We start from the raw sequence: 2597 nt of genomic DNA, 5'->3' as shown, positions 1-2597 counted from the left end.
GAGCACGACCGTCGTACCGTGTGCCGTGCCCTTGCCCATCAGCGTGCGCAGTGAGTCGTAGACTCCTTGCACGGCCAACGGCGAGAGGCCGAGGGACACTTCGTCCAGCAACAGCACCCGGGGATTTGTCATCAACGCGCGACCTATCGCGACCGACTGCTGCTGACCGCCCGACAAGGTGCCGGCAGCCGCTTTCAGTTTGGGTTTGAGTTGCGGAAACGCATCGAGCACGGTATCCAGGTTCCAGCGGCCCTCGCGCTTGGCCGACAGGGCGACGAGCAGGTTCTCTCGCACGGTCATCGCGGGGAACAGCTTGCGCCCCTCAGGCACCAGCGCCAGTCCGGCTGCGGCACGGCGGTGCGCAGGTAGCGTGCTCACGTCGATGCCGTCAAACACGATACGACCGGCTGCCACCGGATGCACACCCGCCAGCGTTCGAAGCAGTGTGGTCTTGCCAGCGCCGTTGGCGCCGACGAGCGCCAAGGTCTCGCCTTGCTCGATATCCAGGCTGATGCCTTGCACGGCCGTCAGCAGGCCGTGTCTGGCCTCAAGGTCTTCGATCTTCAGCAAGCTCATCGCCCACCCCCCAGATAAGCATCCACCACGGTGGCGTTGGCCAGCACTTCTTGGGGATCTCCTTGCGCGATCACGCGGCCAGCGTCCATGCAAACCAGCCGTTGGGCCACCTGCAGCAGCACATGCACGATGTGCTCAATCCAGACGATGGCGATGTCCCGGGCATGCAGCACCTTGATGGTCTGCACGAGTTCTGCCGCCTCACCGTCGGTGAGCCCGCCACCGATCTCGTCCAACAGCAGAACCTGCGGGTTCGTGGCCAGTGCACGGGTCAATTCCAGTCGCTTGCGGTCCAGCAGGCCCAATGTCGCGGCGCGCCGGTTGGCCACCTTGTGCATGCCGCAGAGTTCGATCGCATCGATGCTGCGCTCGTAGGCCTCATTGCGGCGAAAGCCACCCCCGTGTGTGGCCGCCGTGAAAACGTTTTCGAACACGGTCATGCCACCGAAGGGCTGCGGCACCTGGTGGGTGCGCACGATGCCCATCTTGCAGCGTGTGGCAGCATCCAGCGATGAGACGTCGCTGCCCTTGAAACCGATCGTTCCGGCGGTAGCGGCTTGTGAGCCCGACAAAAGACTGAGCAAGGTGGTCTTGCCGGCGCCGTTTGGTCCGACGATGCCGATCGCATCGCCGCGTCGAACCTCGAAATCCACGCCGTCAAGAACGACCAGTGCACCGTAGTGCTTACGCAGTCCTTGTGCAGAAAGCAAGGCATCTGTTAACGACATGGTGCGGCTATCCAAAGCGAATTCAGGCGTAGGTGCGCAGCTTTGCGGCCACCGGAACGTTGGGATCGCCCGCGTTCTCTGTGATGACGTAGTCGTACTTGTACTTCGAACCCGCAGCGGCCTTGACCCATTGCGTGCCGATCAGCGGTGTCGCGCACGCACCCGGCACGGGTCCCGTTGTGAAATCGACCTTGCCCACCGTGGTCGTCGTCACCAAAGAGCCCAGTGCCTTGGCCACGCTGGTCTTGTCCTTCGGATTGGTGCAGGCCTTCAATGCTTCGAAGCCAGCGTCGAGCAAGGACATCGAAGCACCGAGTTGCTGGTTCCATTGCTTGTTCGCGGCCTTCTCGTAGCCGTCGGCCAGCTGCATGCTGCTCACACCTGTCAATGGCGACTTGTAGGGAAAGGTCTTGTGCCAGTAGCAGGCACTGGAGAGGTTGAAGCCCAGCGGACCCAGCGCCTCAACGGTGGACGGGAACAGCCCTGTCTTGGCAACCTGAACGATCTTGATCGTTTTCGCGAGGCCCTGCTGGGCCGCCTGGCGCCAGAAGGTGGCAAAGTCTGACGGGATCGGAAAGGTGTTGAAGATGTCGCACTTCTCAGCCTTGAACTTTGCGATCTGAGCCGAAAAATCGGTGGTGCCTGTTTCGTATGGACCGGCATCCACGATGGTGAAACCGGCCTTCTGCAGCGCAGGCGCCAGGCTGGCACGAATGGCATTGCCATCGGCGTCGTTGGGGTACAAGGCGGCCACCTTCTTGTTGGTAGACAGCTGACCCCACTGAGAGGTGTACGCCTGGACGAACTCGCCGACGCCGAACGAGAAGTGGAAAGTCCACTTGAACGGAGAAGGTTCGCCTGGCTTGGCGCCGCGCCCGAAGTACCAGGCTTCCCAAGGTGTCACGGTCGAAAGGCAGGGCACGCCCGCTCCCTCGCAAGCATCGGCGACGGGGTTGACGGTCTCAGGCGCTGACGTGACGAGAATGAGATCGACCTTGTCGGCGTTGATCAGGGTCTTGGCCAACTGGCTGGCTCGGGCCGGATCGGATTGCGTGTCGCGGTCCAGGATCTCGACCGCGTATTTCTTGCCGCCCACGGTCAGTCCGTCTTTCAACGATTTGCGAGCCAGTTCGAGCACATAACCATCGGCCTCACCGAAGCCTGCCAAGGCACCGGTTCGCGGACTGATGAACCCGACCCGAATCGTGTTGGCGCCGTCGGCACCCTGGGCGAAGATGGAGGTGGGGTTCAGCAAAGCCAACCCGACGGCGCCACCGGCGCCGAGCACTGTTC

General features: G+C 62.5%; 3 protein-coding genes. All 3 read right to left on the bottom strand.

The annotated features are described in order from the left end of the window. A partial coding sequence (locus tag ABYB95_RS21210; RefSeq protein ID WP_372661586.1) for an ABC transporter ATP-binding protein occupies window positions 1-570 on the bottom strand: 570 nt, incomplete at its 3' end. Window positions 571-572: 2 nt separating this feature from the next. Continuing rightward, a complete protein-coding gene (locus ABYB95_RS21205) occupies window positions 573-1304 on the bottom strand; it encodes an ABC transporter ATP-binding protein (protein ID WP_372661583.1) in 732 nt (243 codons plus the stop codon). A gap of 22 nt (window positions 1305-1326) precedes the next feature. After that, the coding region (locus tag ABYB95_RS21200) for an ABC transporter substrate-binding protein (RefSeq protein WP_372661579.1) at window positions 1327-2597 on the bottom strand (1271 nt) is incomplete at its 5' end.

Source organism: Hydrogenophaga sp., assembly GCF_041633695.1.
Taxonomy (GTDB): domain Bacteria; phylum Pseudomonadota; class Gammaproteobacteria; order Burkholderiales; family Burkholderiaceae_C; genus Hydrogenophaga.
Note: the sequence above shows the minus strand (reverse complement) of the source record. Positions and strands in the feature narration are given on the sequence as shown.